Origin of the sequence: Planktothrix mougeotii LEGE 06226, assembly GCF_015207485.1 — a bacterium.
Classification (GTDB): Bacteria; Cyanobacteriota; Cyanobacteriia; order Cyanobacteriales; family Microcoleaceae; genus Planktothrix.
On the sequence record NZ_JADEWU010000025.1, the window covers coordinates 51959 to 73846 of the forward strand.

The window sequence follows — 21888 nt, forward strand, 5'->3', positions numbered from 1 at the left end:
AAATAAGGATAATTGAATCAAAACCTTTAGATAATTCAAATGATGAAACAATTGTGTAACTGGTTTGCTTGGCTCTTCTTCACTACGGGAGCGATCGCTGGCTGTTCTCCATCGATTCAACAAACATCAAACACCCCTGCGCCTCCACCATCAGCAGTGGAACCAACACCCCTGAACACTCCAAAGCCGATATCAGGCATCAATGTAGCTGCGGGTAAACGAGTGATTGCCAGAAATGGAGGGATTACCTATCCGGGCTGGGCTAATGCTAACGATCCTGCTGATTACCAAACAACAACGAATTATCCTAAACTGGGGCGGTGGGGAAACGAAACCAATCAAGGCACTGGCACCTTTCAAATTGTCGATTTAGGTGCGGTTTATTCCCTCAACGGTGTTGGCTACAATATTGATTGGGATGGTGCGTTTAAGAATTCATTAACCTTTCGCATTGAGGTTTCAACTGATAATAAAACTTGGCGATTAGCTTCTGAAATAGTTCATCCTTACTCTCCAAATACCAGTTTCAATAAACTTGATATTAATGTGGCAATTCCCCCGATGAGCGCTCGATATGTCAAGTATTGGGAACCACCAGACGGTCAATGGAATGGTTGGGGGACGTTCTTTCAACTCCGAGCTTACTTCCCAAAAAAGTAAGAGGTTCAAGTGTTTACTAGCAAGTCTTACGCAAGTACGCTATAGCAATCGGTCATTCTTTCTAATACCATTTATGAACAATCAATCTGAATTGTCATTAGTGAAAAGATTAACAGCAATCGCCGCTTTTTTACCAGCCTTTAAAGAGAGGAAAGACAAGTTTAGTCTCAATCAGTTCGTAAATGCTGCCTATGCAAATAACTGGGTCAGGGGTGATATCAATTGGGGAAAGTGGATGGGAACTGATGAAGCTAAAAAATTACGGGATGATCCGACTGCACTCGCTAAAGCATCAGAGTATGACTTAGCTTGCTTGCTAACCACTTTAATTCGACAGGATCGCTTTTTTGCGGGTTCGTTGGAAGGGGCAGTTGATTCGGGTTTACTCACAGGGATATTGCAAAGAGCAGCATCAATGCTAGATGAGATGACTTCTAAATAGCAGAATATCAAGTTTTGCTATCCTCATGAATAACGCTATTGTTGCTATGCTATGCAAGGACTAAAAAATCTTCTGTTGGTTGTGATGGTTTCTCTCAAGCCTAAATCCAATAAACTCAAATCCTACCAATTTTCAGGTATATTGCCTCGTTTTCTGGCGACTACACTAACATAGTGAACAGGTTTTCCATTCGTCATATACCGATGTAAGTAATAGTGTTTGTGGCAAATTTCTAAAATTCAGGCTTCAACCATTTTATGATAGAGTTGGCTGAAATTAACAGCATCTCGACTGAAATCAACATTTTCTTCAGGGAATCGAATTTGATAATCTACTTGACTCATTGAATTTACTTGAGGTTACAAGTTTAAAATACATTAATAATATTATTGCAGTTATTTTATCTATGCAAGGATTAAAGAATCTGATAGGGTATTTCTTCTATCTTTCCCCTAGAACAAACATTGTGATCGCCTTCTATTCAACTTCCAATTCCCCTAGAACAAAGATGACTATCACTCTCTATCCAATTTCCGGTATTTTTAAGCCAAGAAGTGCGAGGGCATTGTGATGTACTGTGGCTTAAGTTTCCTCATCGAGCGCAAATTTGGCAAATACTTCTGCTTCTGTCAAATTTAAGGTTTGATTGGCAAATTCATAGTAACTCGGTTTCCGGTCGATAAAGATTTGCTCATGGAACTCAAACTCAATTCCATTCTGAAACAAACCGGCTGGAACAAAATAGTCATTGGTTGGCAATAACTTGTAAAAAATATGTGTACCACATTCAGAACAAAAAGCTCTTTCCGCCCATTCTGAGGACTGATACACTTTGAGTTTATCAATACCCTCGATCTGCACATCAGAGCCACAAGCTATTCCTAATGCTGGCCCCCCTCCCCATCGGCGACACATCCCGCAATGACAGGCATCAATGCTCTTTTTGTCTGGGGTTCGGACAGTGATTGCACCACAAAGACAGTTACCATCCATTTGTGATCTCCTTGCACTCTTCCACGAAGAGCGAGAACAGTTCCCTTCTAGTTTAGACCACGATATAGGAAGTTGTTCTAGGGGAAACGTTGTGAAGAAGTGTAACAGTTTGAATAAATTTTCGACTATAAATTGACTCATTAAACTGTGAAGGTATAGGGTTAAAATTATTGTGAATTCAGGGTTTTCAAGGGAAAACCATAGTCAACAGTAAGAGTTATTTAAAAAATCTTAGTTATAAGTTTCGTAAAATTAAGGTGCAGTGGTTGTCAATCATCCTTTAGACTGATATTGGAGAACAACTAGAAAAGTTAAGGAGCAGCATCAAAAAAGATCTAAAAGAAACGTATGAAGATTTCGTTTGTTGTTAAGGTAATTGATGACATAGAAAATAAATCGTCAACAAATAAAAATTTAAAAGGAAAATAAGATGGGAAATTTTTATAATTTTGGAAAACCAAAACCGGAAAAAAAATTAACAAACTAATATCGACACTAAAACCGGAACTTCCTTTTAAAAAGCCTGAGTTTAAAATTTTAGATGACTTTATTACATATTGCTCTAGTCATCTAAACTAGAAATATAAAGAAATAGAAAATAGTTTAAAGATCATGAATTAAGACGATGACAGGAGCAACCTTATATCAGTTAAATTTGAATTCAATTTAACTTCTACTCTAAGTCAAACTCTTACGGTAACTCATTAAAAATGTACTCAAGTTGGTATTATGGCAGGCTACAAAACTTTACCTGGAACTATTGTAAATACTATTAAAAGCCTTTTGAAGGAACGATATAAACAGGGCTTTCCAATTATTAAAGAAATTATTCAAAATGCTAATGATGGGGGTGCAACTACCTTAGATTTTGGTATTGTTCAAGGATTAGATCAATCTGTTAACCATCCTTTACTTAGAGTTCCTGCGTTGTTTTTCCTCAATAATGGGACATTTACTCCATTAGATCAAGAAGCGATCGCTTGTTTTGGGATTGATGCTAATGCGAAAGATCGAGGAAAAATCGGAAAATTTGGTTTAGGTCAAAAGAGTATTTTTCACTTTTGTGAAGCTTTCTTTTATATAGCTCGATCTATCCCCATTCCAAAGGGATGTGGAGAGTTTATTAATCCTTGGGCTACTCCCGATGGTAAAGATTCTAAACGACCTGAATGGATAGAACTTTCCCAAGCAGATCAGCAAGCTTTAGAAAACTATTTACTGACCCATCATTTAGTCAGTTCACATAACCCTCAATACTTTTTATTGTGGGTTCCACTTCGGAAAAGAATGGGAGATGAGCGCTGTATTTTAGCTAACTACTGCAATGATGCAAACTCAGTTCAAGAAAACCTTCCCCCAGATATGGAAGTGCGAATCGGTCAACTCTTACCTCTCCTAAAGCATCTTAAAACTATCAGATTTTTTATCGAGAAGAATTCTAGACATCTTGAACAGCAATTTTCTGTGTCATTGGATGATAATTTATTATCGCGCTGTATCTATCCTAATAATCAAATTGAAAATATTGAGTCTAAAGAAAATAAATTACAAGGAAAAGTTAGTTTAAGCTCAGAGAATATAAAAATTAGTTTTGCAGGGATAGAACGAGTTTTACCTGCCCAGGATTTTACATTATTACTTGGTCAAAATCCTAATAATATTTCTCAGTATTTCTGGACTGATTTACAGCAATCTCCGTTTTGGAGTAAAAGATCTTCCATTAATGAATATGGAGACAATGAAATTGTTCCTGATAAATCAATTCCCCATTGTGCCGTTGTTTTTACTCAGCAACCTTTAAGAAATAAACTAAAAGCAAAGTTAACTCTACAGTGGTCTGTTTTTCTTCCCTTAGCGAGTGAAGATAATCATTTACAACAAGAAGAAGCAGAACAAGAAGCTCATGAGGAAATTGGCTGTAATGGGGATAAAAATTACACCCTGTTTCTTCATGGTTACTTCTTTCTCGATTCAGGTAGAAAATATATAGAAGGACTTCAAAAAATTCGCACGGGTTCATTTCTTCCAAAAACGCCTGATAAGGAAGATGAAATGATTGCTCAGTGGAATTATTTACTAGCAACTAGAGGGACTTTAAGACTGATCTTACCTTCTCTCAAATATTTTGCTGAAAAACATCAATTGTCGGATATAGATATTTCCAATCTTTGCAGTGCCATTTTTAAATCAAGATTGTTTAACAGTGAAGTCTACAGAGAAAGCATTTGTGCTGAATATCAGTGGATATTCCGTACTCAGCCATCAAATAACGGTTGGGAACTGATTCCAGTGGATGCAAGTTTGCGATCGCTTCCTGGTATTCCGCCTAAGTGGGAAGCCTTTCCAAAACTTCAGGAACTCGCACAGGAACATTTCTTTATTATTCAAGACAAACCTAATCTTTTATCGTTAAATAGCAATGGAAAATGGAATCACCCAGAAATCTGCTCTATAATTGATTCTCTTGACCCTGAATTAATTTTTTCAAACCCTGATTACCTTCGCTACTTAACCCAGTTCTTAAACCTACAGGAAAATTTCATTCAACAACCGGAAGTACAGACAAGTTTGATTAAGTTTCTCCGCAACGTATTTAGTAAAAATAGCTTATCGAGTTTACAAGGGGAATCCCTGCAACTTTTAGTAAAACAACTCATTTCAAAAGTGAGTCCCCATCAACGGTTTAAAGTTGCACGGTTTGAAGCTGATCCTAAAGCTTTAGATACTATTTTTAACCATCTGTATCAACAAAATCTAAATCTATTGTTAGTTTATGAACCCTTTGAAGTTTCGCAGACAAGCCAAGGTGTTTTAACTTTGAATGAATTAATTTCTCTGCTGACTGCTCTCAGCTATTTCTTCAAAGTAGAACCCTCCAGCTATAAACTGACTTGCGAAATTATTTGTCAACTTCTTAGTTCAAGTCGAGAAATTGAACCTGCTCTTGATCAATTGCAAGATTTACCCCTGTTTATTGGTTATAATCATCGATTAGAAAAACAAGCTCTCTATAAATATAAATTATTAAAAATAATAAATCAAAGTAAATGTTTATTTAAAGGCAAATGGAAGACACCAATTTCTAGAGCATTAAAAGAAGCTCTGCCTAATAGTGATTTAATCTTTATTGACAGTAGGCTGGCTTCGATTCTCAGTAGAACTTCATCGCTAAGACATATACCTGAATGCAACGCGAGGAGTTGTTTAGAACTTCTAGCAACACAACCCGATTTAGCTCATCCTAATCAACGGACTAATCTTTTAAAGGAACTGATTCATCATGTCTAAACAACAATTACGATATTTTCTACATGGTCAAAAAGAGCAATATGAAAATGTAAAAACCTCTTTGTATGTCACCTCCCAAGACAGTACAGTCTGGCAAAAAGTAGGACAACAAGTTCTTCATCAAAAAGGTGAAGCTTGGCGCTTACTTGACTCTGTATTGGTAGAACATATTCATATATTAAGAGTGCCTAATAATGTAGCCAAACATCAAGAAAAATTAGCCGCGTTAGATAAAACTAAACATCCTGAAAATATTCAGCCAGAGTCATGGCGACAAAGTGAAGGATATTCTTATATTCGGACACTATTTACATCTTGGAACACTGAAACGGTCATTAGAAATATTTTAAGCTTTTCTCAAAAATCTCCTCAATATTGGCAAGAGTTTTGTATCGTTATTTTAGATGCAATTCAAGATTTTGAAGAAATTTCCAACGATTTAAAAGCATTGTTGGAAACAGAAAGTTGGATATCTGTAGGAGAGGAAATAATCAAACCTACGCAAATCCTCGAAATTATTCCGAATCCACTTAAAGGATACTTGTCAAATTTAGTAGATTTAAGTGATGGACAATACACAGAAGTTTCTCGCCTTCCTAAAACCATTAAAAATCATCAAAACTTTAAGTTATTAAGGAATTTTTTCTCCAAATGGGGTGAAAATCATATTATTGAATTTATCCTCAATCAGCCAGAACCTCATCAACACTGTGAGATCATTCTTGATGCTCTGAGTAATCTAATAGATTCTCAAAATCAACATCAACTGAGTTCCCAGAATCTGAATCAACTTAAAACAAAAGCTTGGTTAGTTACTGAAGAAGGAAATGCAGTGTTCCCTAAAAATATTCTGCATTATCCAGCATTAGAAGAAGATATTGAGGAATTGCTGTTGTCTGTTTCTTCAGAGTATATAGCATCATCTCAGCTATCCCAATTAATTTGCGATCGCAGTAATTGTTGGTCTTGGTTAACGAAGGAATTATTGATTACTCAGGATGCTGTATTAGAAAAAATTGGAGAACTTCTCAATAATGCACCAGAGTACCAACTGGGGAATTTTACAGCCCAGTTTCCCCTAGATGAGTGTTTAGAAATATTTAATCAAGTTGATGTTAGTTTTCTTCCGGCTTGGAGCTTTGCTCAAAAATTGGATAAAAACAAATTCAATAAATATTTATTACCAAATTTATTGGGAAAAATAGAAATAGAAAAATTAGTCAAAATTTTGGGGACTTTATCTCATCATAATCCTGAACCTGAAGAAAGTAAAATAAAAGTTTTTAATGCTTATTTAAGTTTAGCCGTTAATAATAGAATACTTGAACCACAAATTTTAGCAAAAATTAAACTGCTCAATCAAAAACAGAAGTGGCACAATTCTGATCAATTAACTTGGGGTAAAAGAGATAATATTGAGCGCGCTTTTTTGTTAAATTGGGAGCAAGAGCAACTTCTTAAACCCTATTTAAACACGCTCAAAAACAACCCAGAAAAAACATTATTAACACCTGAAGGCTTAAAACCCGTTAGCAACGTTAATCTTTTAAAAGAATACTTTGAGCCTTGGCAGCAATATTGTCCATCAGAATTGATGGGTGCTTTCTTAAGTTTACTTATGGGTAATGATATAGATGTAAAAAATTTAGTTCAGCTTTATTTAGGGAAACGGAATGTAGATACAGTTCGGAATAGATTGCTACAAAATCAATCAACATCCCTGCGGAATTTTCAGATTTCTGTAGGACAAACTAGCGATCGCACCAGAGAAGTCATCTCTATATTAGGAACAACTTTCAAAGCAAATTTAGCTCAATTTGATCGTCCTCCTCATCTGTTTGTTAATCCACTAACACCTAATACCACCGAAATCGAATTACTTCCATTAGAGACTAAAAATTTTAGTCATTTAGATTTATCCTTAATTTTAAAACAATCTACAAAAGTTCTTCTTGATGAGGTTTACCACATTAAAACTTCATCTATAGATGAAACTTGGAAAGATTTACGTGAATCTGATCAACTCGATATTCAAGTGGCAAAAACTTTTTTGTTAGAAGGTGCTCCCTATGTAATGAGAATGTTAGGAATACATGAACGTAGTCCAATTATTAAAGATATTTTAAGCCAATGGGATGACTTACGACATCAGAAAGCTGAATTAAAACAGCAGAAAAAATCCGTAGAAAATATTGAACGGAAAATCGAACTATTAGTGTTTGACTTATCGAATTTATTAGAAACAGAATCGGCTGAAGCAGAATCCCTTCGAGATGATTTGTTGCAGGCGGTCAGAGCTAAAATTAGTCTACATGGATACCGTCCCCAAAGTATTCCCTTTGAATTATTTCAAAATGCTGATGATGCGGTTATTGAGTGGATGCAAATGTCCCAGGAACAACAACCCGAAACCGCCAGAAAAGAGTTTGTTATCGTTGCTAAAAAAAATCAGCTTTTATTTATCCATGCGGGTAGACCCATCGGTTGTTTCCAACATCCGAATTATCCTGAAAAACAATATCGCCAGAGAGGGTTTGATCGAGATTTAGAAAAGATGCTTACCTTCAATATTTCTGATAAAGGGGAAGGTGTAACGGGTAAATTTGGATTAGGATTTAAGAGTGTTTATCTGGTTTGTCAGCAACCCTGCGTTTTGAGTAAAAATTTGGGTTTTACGGTTGAGGGAGGATTAATTCCATCACGACTCAAGCCAGCAAAAGCAAGAGATTTAAGAGAAAAATTACAAGGCTATATTCAACCATCTGATGCTACTATCATCGAACTGGAGCTTGAGGAAAACTCTTCAATACAAGACGTGATCGAGCCTTTCTTAGAACTTGCTAATATTCTGCTTGTATTTTCGAGGGGAATTAAACAGTTTAAGCTCATCAAAGAACATCATCAGCCCGTAATTATGGGTTGGGAAACGAAAATTATTTCTAGTATCCCTGGGGTTGAAATTGCAAAGTCTCCTATCATCCTCAAAAACAATAAAAAGTGTGTATTTCTATGTCTAAAAACTGAAGGAGATGCAGCAGCCACACTGTTGTTAGGTTTCACTGAAGAAGATGGTTGTCTCAGTCGAGGACTTCCTAAAAATGTGCCGACTTTCTGGGTAACAGCACCAACGCGAGAGAACCTTTTCCTGGGTTTTGCCATCAATGCTAACTTTGAAATTACAACAGGACGAGAAAGTTTAGTCAAATCTTCAGTCCGTAACTGCGAGTTGGCTGATCGCATCGGGATCGCCTTGGGGGAAGTTCTCTGTCGCTTATTGCGTGCTAGTCAGGAAAACTGGCAAGCCGTTGCAGAGACATTGATGCTTAAAACGGTTGACCTGTATGAATTCTGGAACTTTCTCTGGCAAGAGTTAGCCCTTGATTGGCAGAAACGAGATCCCAGTGAGGGACGTGATATGATCCGCCGCATCTTGGCAGGCGATCGGGGTATGGGATATCTGATTACTCATGGCAAAGCTTTACCCAGTGGGTTGTCTGGGAACTTTCGTCAATTGCTTTTAGTGGATGAAATTCGCTATCAGGTAACAGGTCAACTTTTAGAACCTGAGTGTTTCCTAAAAGTTGCAAATTGGTCACGGTTTCAACAGACTTATCAGAATAAATTGATTGCCAAAAATCAATGGAAAAATGTAAAAGAACTTCTAAGAGATCCGTTTGATTCCCAGTGTTATCCAGTCAGTGATCTACACTTAATTGATGCGTTAAAAACAGAAATCGGAGCTCAGTCACCCCGTGTATCACCTTCAGAAGCAAAGCAAATCGGCACACTGATCACGAAAGATTTTTTAAAGAATTTAAAAATACCCTCAGAACAGGATCAACTGCAAATTTTCTTACAAGAAGTTGAGTTTATGTCGAAAGCAAAGACTTATTTACCTTGTCAACAGTTACTTTGCGATCGCTCTAATTCCTCAGAAGAAATGTTATTAGTCGGGTTTGCACCAGACCAACGAATCTTGGATTTTGATTATCAAGATTCTGGGTTAAATTTCTTTTGGGCTTGTCGTTTGCAAAGAGAGACTATTTCTATTGAAGAACTTACAAAATGGGCATTACAGGCAGAGACTCCAGAAAAACGTCAAGCTGTCCATAATTATCTCTTTTCTGGAGAAAGGCGGGATAAATTAGCAACAAACATCTACGAAAACCGTGCAGGTTCATGGATAATCAATGATTCTAGTATCTTAGAGACTCTTGAGTTAATGCTACTCATTGCAATTAAGCGAGGAGAAACTATTTCAGAAGAACCTGAAGAATTTATAGAGTACAACGAGCCTAACTTTGAGTTCCAAAGCAATTGTACACAAAATGATTTTTCGTTATCGCGATCGCCCCATGAACTAGACGCCTTTGCACAAATATTGATAACCGGACTCGCTTCTCAAGGGTCAAGTTGGAAAGGATATATATACCATTTTACTCATATCGAGAATGCTGTTTCTATTATTAAAAGCGAAAGCTTACTCGCTAGAAATCAATGTACAAACTTTAAAAACTCCGCAGGTGAAAATTTAATTGGTCGTACATCAGAGGATGTAAAAGACTTTGCACGGTTTTATTTTCGACCCCAAACACCGACTCAGTGGCATAATGAAACTCTAGGCAAACGTCAGGGAGATATTTATGCGCTTTGTCCTGTACCTGTCTTTTTTCGCTTAAATTTAAAGGGTGTTTTAAAAGCTTATGGGAGTCAATGTGCGGTGAGTGATGGAAACCTTGCTTCTAGTAGTTCACATTATGGAAATAGTTCAAGTTTTGTGGAACAGTATTTTGACTTTGATCATGTTTACTCTACAATACAACAAGTAGGCAAAGAAACTTTTATGAGAGCGGCTCAACAAGAATTTATTGTTCATCAATGCTTAGAACTTAATCAATTAAATTTAGAAGATATCACAATTATTTGCCGAACTGAGCAAGATAAAGCAACTTTATTACATCTAATCGGTAAAGACTCAAAATATGCTAGTCGAATTTTTTATGAGCCGGAAGTTGTACAGTTTAAAAGCTTGTTCTACCATAATAATCCTTCTGTCAGAATTCAAGAGGATGATTCGTTTATTAAGGTTGATATTGAAAATTATGCTAACAGTAATAAGATTCAAGGAGAATTAAAACTTCGTTTTGTTCCAGATTCACCTTTATCACGACAAATTTTATCAGATTTTAGTGATATCTCAAAAATTTCTTTAGGAGAATCAATTGAAATTATTTCTTCCCGTTGTATTAAATTAGAATGGAAACCTAATACTTACATGAGCGTCTATTTTCAAGAAAATAATCGAGATTGGCTAATTTACACAAATGAGCATTGAAATTATCAAAGGTAACTTATTTACATCGCAGTGTCAAACTTTAGTCAACACAGTTAACTGTGTTGGAGTCATGGGAGCAGGTATTGCTTTAGAATTTCGCTTACGATACCCAGAAATGTACACTCGTTATGTTGAACTTTGCCAGAAACAACTTTTTGAGATTGGTCAACTTTGGTTATATAAATCTCAACAGCACTGGATTCTCAATTTCCCGACTAAAAAACATTGGAAAAATCCCTCAGAGATTGAGTTTCTTAAATTGGGATTAGAAAAATTTGTCAATACTTACGAAGAGAAAAAAATAACCTCTATTGCTTTCCCCGTTTTAGGAGCTAACAATGGAGGAATACCTCAAGAAAAATCCTTAGAAATTATGAAGGAATATTTAATCCAATGTAACCTACCTATCCAAATCTACATTTACGATCCTCTCTCAACCGATGATATTTTTCCTGATTTAAAATTAAAATTTTTATCCTTATCCCCAGAAAAAATTGCAAAAATTACGGGGTTAAAAAATCCCTATTTAGAACGAATTAAACAGGCAATGCAGGATCAAGCCATTAATAACTTGTCTCAGTTATTGGCGGTAAAAGGAATAGGAATCAATACTATTCAAAAATTATTGATAATTTTAAATTAAGAATATATCTCTTAACCGAAGTTATTAATGACTTAATTACTGTTTTAATATTTGCCGCCAATTCGTCATTTCTCGACACAATAATATTTCTGGGTTAATTGTTTCTAAATGAGAAAGGGAATTCCGAATTGCCTTGAGATGTCTAACTAAATGTTGAACATCGGGTTTAACGCGCTTACACGGTTCAGTAATTTGATACTCAATATGACCAATTTCTAAATCCTTTACATCTTTAATTACTTCTCCAAATGGAGTTTTAAACGGCACTTTTAAAACTCCATCTAGAAGTTTAAGAAGATCATGCCGTCTTTGTTCAACAAAGGGTAATAACTCTCCGACTTCACCACTCCAAATCCGACGTTCTATTTCGATTTTATCTAAAACCCCATCCACTAAAACAGCCGAATGAATTTCTTCTTCAAATTCCATCCGATTTGTCATTCCTTTACACCAGCTTTCTGAGAGATTATGACTTAAATCAAACCAGTGACGTTCCTCAGCTATCTCTTGAAGAATTGGGAACGGTTTAAGAATATTGTCAATTTTTTCATCGGCTAAACGTTCACTCACTTCATAATCCCAAAGCCCAAGATTAGTAACCACTGAGATCGCGACACGCTTTTGAAAATCGGGCATTCTTCTCCCTTGAAAAAGTCCAGACGTAAATAACATCATATCCATCCGATCCACAATGCCCTTCCAAATCTGATGGGATAAACTCACATCCTCTTCAGGGGGATCGAGGGCAAGTTCTCCCACTAACGAAACACAAAATAAAGTGCGATACAGCTTAGGGATATTTCGACAGGGTTGGTCATAGTCTGAAAGAAATTTTTTCCAAGCTGGCCAGATATCAGGAGTTAAACCATCCAACCCAATAATTTTTCCTGAAAAATTCTCATGCTGTGCTAATGTCCGAGCATTGCGAATTTCATTAGGGTTAATTTCTCCGACAAAATGCTCAAAAAGGAAATGAACAGGATCAAGGGCATTTTCCTCCCTAACAGAAATATTATGCCAATCCCAATCATCACCTAATCCCGACTGAATCGCATTTGATAAACCATCTGGTAAGTGTTCAGGTAAACAGAGAATCACATTTTTTCCATCTCTGAGGTCTTGAACAACTTCATCGATAAATAAGTTCGGACTGGGAAGCTTCCACCAAAAACAAGTCATCTGTTTTATCCTCCAATTGATGTGAGAATACGACAAACTAGGGGATCAACACTCCAGCTTTCATTACCAATAGAATTGATAAGTCTTAGTAACTCCGCCCATTGAAAGGTTTGGTTGATTGTTTCAGGTGATACTCCGTCCAACACTGTAATTAATTCTTCACAAGAAGCAATTTCCAACGTGACCAGAGCGTGTAAGATTTGCCTTTGTTGGGAATGAGTTTGATCAAGCCCCATCAGCCCAGCCAGTTGACCCAAGACATCTGATTGAGTGAGGGACTCTGCCAGCTTTTGTAAGTGGGGTTCGCAGTGATGACTCGATTTAGCAAGTTGATAAAAACGCTGAAGTAACACTGACCAATTTCCTGTAATTTCAGTAATTTTTTCTCTCTTTTCTTTACTTAACGCTAAATCACAATTTTCTAACCATTGTCGCAAGGCAGCATCATGCCAAGGATTTAAACTAAAAAGGCTTATTCCTTGAGATACCAATAAATTTAGAGACTCAGAACTCACTAATTCCCATAATTTTTGCGGGTTAGCGACAAAAATAACCCGAACAAATGATCGTTTAGAGGTCAATTTCTGGAGTTTGGCTTGGGCTGTTTCTACCCATTTTTTAGTCCAATTACAAGTTGATGAAACAAATACAATCGTTGTTCCATCAATGTTGCGTTCTCGCTTGTCAATGTTCCCTAATAGTTTAGTAAAAGCAGTGGTTTCAGAAACTTGGTCAATCTCGATCCAGAATTCCTGACCAACGGCTGAAACTAAGAAATGTTTCAATTCATGTAAACCAGCAGCAGGGCAACCGACAATGATAGAAACTCCATTTTCTCGTTTTCGCAATGCAGATTCTTGTTGAACCGTTAAAGGGCTAGGACGAGATAAGTCATTTCGTAATACTGATCGAAAAATTTCCGCATCATAATCTAAAGAAGGTTCACGGCTGCTCAACAGTTGTTCTTCAATCTCTGCTTCAGTACCTAACAGCAAAACAACGTTAGGGCTTCTCAGGGCGAACTTTCCTTCAGTGGTTTCTCGCAAAATCCCCAACCCCACCATTTCTTCAAGAAGAGCGCGAAATTCATCGGTAGATTTCCCTTGAAATCCTTCTGACCACCAAGACAAAACAACATCCTGAATTGAACGCACAGAAAATCCATTGACCATTCCTTCTTGACTGGTTAAAGATTCATAGGCGATGGAATAGGCAATCACTTCATACCGTTGATCGAGTTGGAGTGTCCAGAGAAAGCGATCGCGAATTGCCTTACGAAGATTTTTGCTTTTATAGGCTTCATCAACTTGATGGTCTAGAATTTTATAAGGTGGAGTATTGTTGCGCTCATATCCCCTTAAGTGATTTTTATTCACATCTCTGAGCAACTCCTGACAATAAAGTTGAATCAAACTCGGATAATAATTGGTTTGAGAAAGAATTCGGGTGACTAAATCATCGGATAATTCATAGCCTATACTCCCTAAAGGCCGTTTGATCAGCGCTCTGGCTTCCCGCCATTCTCCATTTTCTAAAAGGGGGCCAATACAAAGGGGTTCTCCATAATGAGCAAGGGGATGATTTTCTAAGCGGGTTGTCCGTTGAACGTTATGCAATCCGGCAAATACGACCTTAAACCGTCGTTCTGTTTTATCCATTAAACCTTTGAAACGACTGGTTTGACTGAAGTGATTTTGTCCGTCAGATTCCAGAAATTTGTCCGTTTCATCCAATAACAAAAGAATACGACGGCTTTTATCTTGCTCTAACCAAGTTTCTAAATTTCGGAGCAGGCCTTCTGCACCAATATTTGTTGTAATATTACGGGATATAATCTCTAATTTCTTAAACTCTTCAGCTAACAAGTTCCACATATCTTCTATGGGTCTGTGAATCCCAATTCCATCGGCTTTTAAATCAAGAAATAAGGCAATTCTTTGCTCCTGTGGGGCATGAAAGTCCCGTTCTACAGAACGTAATAAAGCTGTTTTCCCTAACTGTCGTCCTCCATAAATAAAACAAGAACCCATCCGATTAATAATAGAGTCTCGTTCTTGTTTCCGTCCATAGAAAATTTCAGGAGGAACTAACCCCGCAGTTGTGGCATAAGGTTCTACAAAGGTAAACGGTAAAGCACAATTAAATAAGGCTTGCAGTCGCGGTTCTTCTGCCCCACAAAGATACAACATTAAAATGTCATCAATGAGTACAAAAGTGCGACGACGTTCTCGACATAACCGTGCTAAGTCTCTGCGTCGGGGTTCTCTCAACCGTCCAAAAAAGAAGACAAAAGCTGGAGTACCGTGAGAGGTTTCTCCCACTGCATTCTGAATGTCTTCTGCTGTGGGTCGTTCCCAAACACAAAGAATTCGATATTGGCCATGAGCCGCTGAACCATAACCTGCAACCGGACATAATTCTTTATTGCGTATGGTTTCTGTGGTGACTTGTAGCCAAGTTCGACCACCCATTTGTTCGACTTTAATGTCTGATGGGTTAAAGCCTAAGTTGACTAAAATAGTTCGTGCTTCTTCTTGGGAAATTTGCTGAGATTTACCGCCTTTTTTGACGGAAAACCAAGCCGTGAGCATTTCAGCGGCTCTGTTTGTTGCAGAACCAGAGGGTCGTCTTAAATTGATTCCACAAACATTTTCTCGTTTTTGTACCTTTTGAATAAAAAATGGAGGATTATTGACCTCCATAAAATTGTCAATTTCAGTAACTTTGATTGGGAAAAAATCACTAAAATTATTAACTTCTACTTCGATATTAGGAATTTCATCCCCTCGGTATATCATGTCAATATATTCATTTGCTGTTAATACATTGCCTTGGTTTAACAGTTCTTGAATACGGATATAGCTGGGCTGTTCAGACGTTAGGGAAAGTGTATTTAATCTTTGGCGAACTTGTTCAATAGCGACTTGTTTCTTCTGAGTAATCGCCGTTTTAATACATTCTAAGTTCTTGTGTTTTAAATCAAAGCGAAGTGTGATTTCAACTTCTTTTTCTATATGGGTAATTTGGGCAACATAATCAAAGCGATCAGCTTCTTTGAGAATTCCCAAAGCGACAGCTTGTTCAATTTGGTTTCGAGTCTCTTTGATATCTCGGACTAAACTATCCTGACATTCTCGCAGGCTTTCTTCTCGCATCCGTTCTAGTTCTTCAAGATTAATCGAAAGTTCAGAATTCAGCCGGACATACTCAAGAATTTTTTCGGTTGCTTCATGATTCCTAAACTCACTTTGGTTAATAAAATTTTGTCGCCAATCAAAATTATTTTTATCAATTAAATCTAGAATTCCTTGAACTAGGGAATGATCACTGATTTCCGGTATCCAATTTTCATTTAAAGATAGGCTAGGAATTCTCAGCAAATCTGCATAAATTAGATATTTGGGGTCAGCTTCTGTTGTAGTTAGTGAAGTATTTGGATCAAACAAATTCTGAATATTCAGCACGGCTGCTCGACAACAAGAAATTCCAGCCTGAATTAATATTGATGAATTTCTAGACTCAAAAAATTTGATTTCTTCCAAAACCGCTTCATGTAAATTGGAAAGCTCTTGTTTAATTTTTTCAGCTAGTTTGGCTTGTCTTTGAGTAAAGTCATTCCCTTGGTCTAAACGCAATTCTTGCAAATCAATCCAACGACGGCAAAAGTCAACCGCTTGATTAACATATCTATAAATTTTAGGGATATCATCCTGATCAATTTCTCGTTGTCTGTTAACCCCTAATTGTCTTTTCGTTAACTCAATTTGATTTCTTAACTCACAAGATGTAAAAGAAGTTGATATTTGTTGCTTGACTTCTTGAACCTGATTTAGAGTTGTTTCTTTTAACAGTAAAGAAGAATTTTTTTCTTTGATCTGAGACAATAACTGATTAATTAGTCCATCTGGCTCTAGCCACTTTTTCCAGATTCTTCGACCTTGTGTTGATCTCATGGGGAATCCTGGTGCGTCTGAACACCACCCATCAATCTCTTGATTCAGAGCAGTAATTTTATGATTCCATTCTTCCTCACTAATAACAGTTTTAATTGCCTTAACATCTAAAGCTAGACGCTGAGAACCGTAGCTAGCAATAATTTGGCAGTATTCATAAAGTTGATTAAGTCCTTCTCCGAGTCGTAATGATAAAAGAATTTGTGAAGCATCCGTATTAGGAGCCAGTAACGCCGGACGCAGGGCTGAAGCTGCTAAAAGTAAACTAATGGTTTGATTCCACTCTCCTTCGTGAGTGAACAAACTGTTGTTAAAATTCGCAAAATCATCCATTAAGATATTGGCAATTTCTCCGGTTCCGAGTTCATAACGGACATGATGACCTAAAATAACGGCTCGAATCATCCAAGACGGGAGTTGAACTTGAAAATTGGGAAATTCTCTTTCTAAATCCCAAGCTAGATTAAAAGCTAGGCTTAATTTTTGATTATTAATGAGTTTCAGAATTAAATTTTGAATGACAATTTCATTGTCTTGTAAATTACTTTTTAATAGCGATCCTGCTATTTCTTGAGCATCTATTTGAGCTTTCGCACAGATATTAGATGGGGCAGAGAATTTATTATTAGTTAAAGAATCAGTGGGTTTTTCTTCTTCTTTAATTTCTTTATAATCATGACTTTTAGTTTCTGTTTGCTCTGAAATTGTTGGTTCTTGAACCACTGGATTATTACTAGATTCTCCGGGTTCTATCGGTTCAGATGTCGTTAGTGTTTCTTCATTTATAAATTTTGATTCGGATTCTAAAAACAGTTTTCCTGTTAACGCGGCTATTGCAATTGGCATTCCACAAGACTGAACGACAGATGCCTGCAAGTTTGCCAACCGTTGATAATCTGGAGACTCTCGTTCTAAAATCAGTGTGAGCAGTTGTACGAGATGATGTTCACCGGATATTAATGCTTTTACTTCAGCATTTAAGACACTGTCTGCGTTATTTAAGATTAAATTACGCAATTGGGAAGCTTGTGTTAGGTATTGTTCTAAGAGGAGAAAATCCGCGCTATCCTTAGAACTAATTTTTAAAATTTTTTCTAAAATATCTAAAGCTTGTTGTCGGGTATCAATAATTTCTTCTACTTCTGCTTTATGAATCGCTTTTAATACGGCTTCTAAGTCATGAATAGAAATAATATTTTCAAGCTCGGTAGTAGATACTTCTAAAGATTGCGCCAACTCGACAGCTTGACGGCGGAGATCTTCAAAGTCTTGTCGTTTATTAGCAATATGTTCAGCCAGATCTAATGCGGGAGGAATCAAAGACTGTTCTAACTTTTGGGTCGCTTCAGATAAATTGTGACTAAGCTGTAAAAAGCTATTTGTTAACCCTTCTAAGCGACTTTGTAACTCAACAGATTTAGGTTGCATATCTTTAATTGATAAAATATTAAAAAAGCGATTGCAGATTTAAAAGCGCATCGGCCCCACTGAATAACTTGTGATAAATTGGGGGATAAACTCAATTTTAAATTGGGGATACTGACAACTTCATCCCTGAGCAACCATCAATGGAAAAAAGTTCAACCTAGAGTAGCGAAAAACTTTCTAAGTTCCATAAAATTGTTCAGTACTCCCGAAGCAGCATAGATTGTTGCTCCAGTGGATGAGATCAGTTGTAAAAGATGTGGGTATACTTTTGAGAATACAGATAAATCGGGCTTGAGGAAAGAGTAATTATACGGATTAAATTAAGTTTATTTTCTGGCGCAATACAACCTTAAACTTGAGGAAATTACTGAGAATAATCGTTAATATTTTACAACTTTCATTAGTAATCATACATACTACATACTATAGACCTGATGATTTCGTTATTGGACAGTCTGCACTGGGGCGATCGCTTTATTCCTAAAACCAGTAATTCTTCCTCATCCTCAAAGTATAGAGGAAGCCGATTAGAGAGTCTGTTCTAACATTTCGCCGTGAACCTTGAGCCAATGTTTAGCTTTCTCCATGTTGGTGATTTGGGAGCGGATGATACCCCAAAAGCGAGGTGTGTGGTTAGGTTCCAAGAAGTGCGCGAGTTCGTGAACAACCACGTAGTCGATCACAAACATAGGGGCTTTGATCAGTCGCCAATTCAAGGTTACATTGTCGGTGGTGGTGCAAGAACCCCATCGGTACTTACTATCCGTAATTTTGGCTTCGTTAAACGACACTCCTAAACGTTCGGCGTAGTGTTGAACGCGGGGTAAGATAATTTCGTTTGCTTGCTGGATATACCACTGGCGAAAAACTGCGCCACGCTTCTGTGTTTGATGAGTCGGCACTAGAAAGCGGTTCTCGATCAGGGCAATATCGTCAACGGAATCGACCAATTCTAGTCTATAGCTACATCCTAAATAAAGTAAGGATTCCCCGTTAACCAATTCCTTACCCGGAGGATGCAGAGGGGGGCGATATTTCTGCTCGTGGTGGATTTTCTCATAGATCCACTGCTTGCGAGATTCGACGACCTTTTGGATTGTTTCTGGGGGTGTGCCTGTAGGTGCTTTAACGACAACGGTGCGATCGCGCTCGACCGTGATGGACAGCGTTTTGCGGCGAGAGGAATAAATAACGTTGTAGTCAAGCTGCATAGTTAATCGGCGTAAAGGATGCGATCGCTATTTTTTTCAGCTACTTCCATAACTTTGGCAATAATTTGTTTGCGGTTTTGAAAAAGGTTAGGAATTGAACTGAATTCTGGAGATAAAAGGATTTTCTGGATTTCTGCCTCTAGTTTTTTGCGGGCTGGGATACTTTCCCAAAAGCCTGCTAGTTGCAGTTCTCGTTCGATCACAATAAACACTTGCTGAATCAGGGTAACGGTCTGAGAAATCATATCATCATCGACATCTGTTTCACCAAAACATTCCCGTTTGAACATCCGAAAAAAAGGCATTTGCTTCTTCTTGTGCAACCCATAGGTAGGTTCGTTTTCTGCTTCCTTTAGGCGTTGGCGTAGTTTCTCCAGTTCCTCGTAAATTCTATCCCAGTTGTCTTTGAATTGTTCCAAGATTGCAGCGAGGGCGGCGGCAAATGAGGCTTGTAGGTCTGGATCATCATCAAGATCGAGGTCAATGTGATGGCGGAGGGCGTGTTCGACAGCAGCTGCTTTGTTTTTGGTGCGTTGATGGGTCGTGACGACTTCACTTTCAAATTTGTCATCCAAAATTGAGATCGGCTGCACTTTTTGGCTAACGCCCCTCGATTCTAGGTGAACATCTGTAATTTGTCGGAGCTTGTCTGGAATCCCTTTCATACTAAGGCGATTATCATTAAAATGCGCCTTGGCTTTGGCGTTGATTTCAGTCAGGCTCTTGTAGTCAGCAAAGTATTGCAAAGCTTCTTTAGCGGGATAGACCAGGTTGAGGCTGCGGGTCAACTTTTGGAACGCCAAGATGTACTCAAACCGAATATCTTCGTCATAGAAGACATCATAGAAGGCATCTAAATCCGTGAGGTCGGTGAGTTCATAATGGGCTAACAACTCCATAATGGCGCGATAGTCGGTTTCTAACTGGCGGATTTCCTCTTCAGGGAAACTAAGGGTATCCTCGACTTCCTGCTGTTCCCGCTTGTCGTAGTTATCGAGCGCTCGTTTGAGATGATGTCCAATGCCTACATAATCCACCACAAAACCCTTTTCCTTGGCTTCGCCACTCACTCGGTTAACACGGGTGATTGCCTGTAAGAGGTTGTGGGCTTGAATGATGCGATCCAGATAAAGCACCTGCTCTACTGGGGCATCAAATCCCGTTAGTAGCATATTGTTGACAATGATGATGCCGATATCCCCGTTCACGCCGCTATCTTCAGCATCAAAGGGAAGCTTAAAGCTTTTGATGCTAGTTTTGTGTTTTGAGGGGTTGGTATAGGGCTTGAGGTGCGGTGGGTCGTTATGTCCACCAGAAATCACCACATCCGTTTTGACTCGTTTCAGTTGGTTGATGTTGATGTTGTGGGGGTTGGAGGCTTCTAACTGGGTGATTTGCTCGGCGAGGGCCGCATCGAGTTGTTCTTTATAGCGCACGGCTGCATCGCGGGAGGTGGCAACTACTTGGGCTTTGAAGCCATTGGGAAAAATATGCTGCACGTAATGGGCTACCATGTCCCTCGCTTTCTCGGCAATGACGGGTTCCGCTTCTAGGTAAGCATCCCGTGAGCCATAGCCCAGGATTTGCAGACGCTCTTGGAGGTTGTAATCACTGAAAACATCTGCAAAAGCTGTATCCAGTGCCTTCTGGTCGGGGACTTCGGCGTTGTGGGTGCGTCCTTCATAGACGATCTGAAGGGTGACTAGATCTTCAATGGATTGTCGCATCGTGTACTTGTCGATGTAGTCCCCAAAAACCTTTTCAGTTTTGTCGATGGGGGTTCCGGTGTAGCCGATGCGGGTGGCGTTGGGTAGGGCTTGATCCAAGTTTGTCCCCAAAAGCGTGTATTGAGAGCGGTGGGCCTCATCTGTCATAATCAGGATGTTGGTACTGGGGTTGAGTCTAGGAAAGATTTCCTCTAGGTCACGCTCTTGGAATTTGTGGATCATCGCCATCACGAGGTCGGAGGAGTCGCTACGAAGGAGTTCTTTCAGTTGGGCGATGCTATCGGCGGTTTTGACAGTGAAGCCGACCCCCTGCCCGGTTTCGGTGAGTTGTTGCTGGAGTTGAGTGCGATCTGTGACAAACACGACTTTCCACTGGCACAGGTTTGGGTGGCGATACATCGCCCGAACCATAAACATCATCGTCAGGGATTTGCCTGACCCTTGGGTATGCCAGATAATGCCACTGCGTTGCCGTGGGGTTTTGCCGTTGAGCAGGCGTTGCACGGCTTTTTTGACGGCGCGAAATTGCTGGTAACGCCCGACAATTTTGATAGTCTGCCCTTTGTCGTTTACGGCGAAGAGGGTGAAGTTGCGAATAATCTCTAACAGGTTGTCAGGGTCAAGCATTCCGGCAACAAGGCGCTGCTGTTGGTTGGGGGAACTGCTGCCATGCTCTAGGTCTTCCAGGGTGCGGGGGTAGGGGTCTGACCAACGGTAAAAGTATTTTTCGGTGTGGGTGGTAATGGTTCCAAATTTGGCTTCATCGCGGCAGGTGGCAATGATAAATTGATTGAAGTAGAACAGGGGGGGACTGCCTTCGCCTTTGTAGCCACGCTGTTCGTTGTAGCGCATCATTTGGTCGATCGCCTCTGGAATGGGTTCCTGGGTTTTGGGCGATTTGCATTAGACATCTCCGAAATAGAAAAGGGAAGGGGGTATAAAGATGGTAAAATGGAATTTTACCCGCCGGGAGAGATGAGTAAATTAAGAGACTATCTGGACAAAAACCCCCAGCAAGCAAAAAGGCTA

General features: G+C 38.6%; 9 protein-coding genes and 1 pseudogene. 5 read left to right on the forward strand and 5 right to left on the reverse strand.

Features of this window, described 5'->3' with window-relative positions; translation table 11 throughout:
* Positions 1 to 39: 39 nt before the first annotated feature.
* Both IQ236_RS12780 and IQ236_RS12785 read left to right on the forward strand, forming a co-directional pair.
* On the forward strand, positions 40 to 660 hold the full coding sequence (locus IQ236_RS12780; RefSeq protein WP_193869611.1) for a discoidin domain-containing protein: 621 nt from the start codon (positions 40 to 42) through the stop codon (positions 658 to 660).
* A 73-nt stretch (positions 661 to 733) separates the two neighbouring features.
* Positions 734 to 1102: a DUF6508 domain-containing protein gene (locus IQ236_RS12785; RefSeq protein WP_193869612.1), complete on the forward strand. Its 369-nt coding sequence runs from the start codon at positions 734 to 736 to the stop codon at positions 1100 to 1102.
* A gap of 582 nt (positions 1103 to 1684) precedes the next feature.
* Here the strand turns inward: IQ236_RS12785 and IQ236_RS12790 are convergent.
* On the reverse strand, positions 1685 to 2095 hold the full coding sequence (locus tag IQ236_RS12790; RefSeq protein ID WP_193869613.1) for a GFA family protein: 411 nt from the start codon (positions 2093 to 2095) through the stop codon (positions 1685 to 1687).
* A 729-nt stretch (positions 2096 to 2824) separates the two neighbouring features.
* Here IQ236_RS12790 and IQ236_RS12795 point away from each other — a divergent pair.
* From IQ236_RS12795 to IQ236_RS12805, 3 genes are read left to right on the forward strand one after another with little or no spacing between them, the layout of a single operon-like run.
* A complete protein-coding gene (locus tag IQ236_RS12795; RefSeq protein WP_193869614.1) occupies positions 2825 to 5383 on the forward strand; it encodes a sacsin N-terminal ATP-binding-like domain-containing protein in 2559 nt (852 codons plus the stop codon).
* On the forward strand, positions 5376 to 10718 hold the full coding sequence (locus tag IQ236_RS12800) for a DarT ssDNA thymidine ADP-ribosyltransferase family protein (protein ID WP_193869615.1): 5343 nt from the start codon (positions 5376 to 5378) through the stop codon (positions 10716 to 10718). The genes IQ236_RS12795 and IQ236_RS12800 overlap by 8 nt, the downstream gene beginning before the upstream one ends.
* Entirely contained in the window at positions 10708 to 11361 is a 654-nt protein-coding gene (locus IQ236_RS12805; RefSeq protein WP_193869616.1) for a macro domain-containing protein, read from the forward strand. Before IQ236_RS12800 ends, IQ236_RS12805 begins: the two co-directional genes overlap by 11 nt.
* A gap of 36 nt (positions 11362 to 11397) precedes the next feature.
* On the opposite strand, the gene IQ236_RS12810 is transcribed toward IQ236_RS12805, so the two are convergent.
* From IQ236_RS12810 to IQ236_RS12825, 4 genes and pseudogenes are all read right to left on the reverse strand, one after another.
* Positions 11398 to 12540 carry a hypothetical protein gene (locus IQ236_RS12810; RefSeq protein ID WP_193869617.1) on the reverse strand — a complete coding sequence of 381 codons (1143 nt, stop codon included), beginning with the start codon at positions 12538 to 12540 and terminating at the stop codon, positions 11398 to 11400.
* Positions 12541 to 12545: 5 nt separating this feature from the next.
* The gene (locus IQ236_RS12815) at positions 12546 to 17921 is read right to left on the reverse strand and encodes an ATP-binding protein (protein WP_193869618.1); all 5376 of its coding nucleotides are present in this window, start codon (positions 17919 to 17921) and stop codon (positions 12546 to 12548) included.
* Positions 17922 to 18448: 527 nt separating this feature from the next.
* The gene (locus tag IQ236_RS12820) at positions 18449 to 19132 is read right to left on the reverse strand and encodes a M48 family metallopeptidase (protein WP_193869619.1); all 684 of its coding nucleotides are present in this window, start codon (positions 19130 to 19132) and stop codon (positions 18449 to 18451) included.
* Positions 19133 to 19134: 2 nt separating this feature from the next.
* A pseudogene (locus IQ236_RS12825) lies at positions 19135 to 21750 on the reverse strand (type I restriction endonuclease subunit R); the annotation flags it as partial.
* Positions 21751 to 21888: the final 138 nt, after the last annotated feature.